At 71.3% G+C, this 443-nt stretch carries 1 protein-coding gene; it reads left to right on the top strand.

Translation table 11 applies throughout. The features are described 5' to 3' along the window. Positions 1-32: 32 nt before the first annotated feature. The coding region (locus MOV74_RS40335) for an SAM-dependent methyltransferase (RefSeq protein ID WP_246933126.1) at positions 33-443 on the top strand (411 nt) is incomplete at its 3' end.

Genomic DNA, 443 nt, shown 5'->3' with positions numbered 1-443 from the left:
GCGACCGCCGCGATCGCCGAAGGAGACGGCGCATGACGGTGCATTTCATCGGCGCAGGACCGGGCGCGCCTGACTTGCTGACCCTGCGCGGCCGCGACCTGATCGCGGCCTGTCCGGTCTGTCTCTATGCCGGCTCCCTCGTGCCAGAGGGCGTGCTGGCGCATTGCCCGCCCGGCGCGCGCATCGTCAACACCGCATCCCTGTCGCTCGACGAGATCATCGCGGAGATCGCCGCCGCCCATGCGGCGGGCCAGGACGTGGCTCGCCTGCATTCCGGCGATCTCTCGATCTGGTCCGCGATGGGCGAGCAGCTCCGCCGCCTGCGCGCGCTTGGTATTCCCTATTCGGTCACGCCGGGCGTGCCGTCGTTCTCCGCCGCCGCGGCAGCGTTGGAGACCGAGCTGACGCTGCCGGGGCTTGCCCAGACGGTGGTGCTGACGCGC

Source organism: Bradyrhizobium sp. SHOUNA76 (genome assembly GCF_023006445.1).
Taxonomy (GTDB): domain Bacteria; phylum Pseudomonadota; class Alphaproteobacteria; order Rhizobiales; family Xanthobacteraceae; genus Bradyrhizobium.
This window is presented reverse-complemented; position numbering and strand designations above follow the sequence as displayed.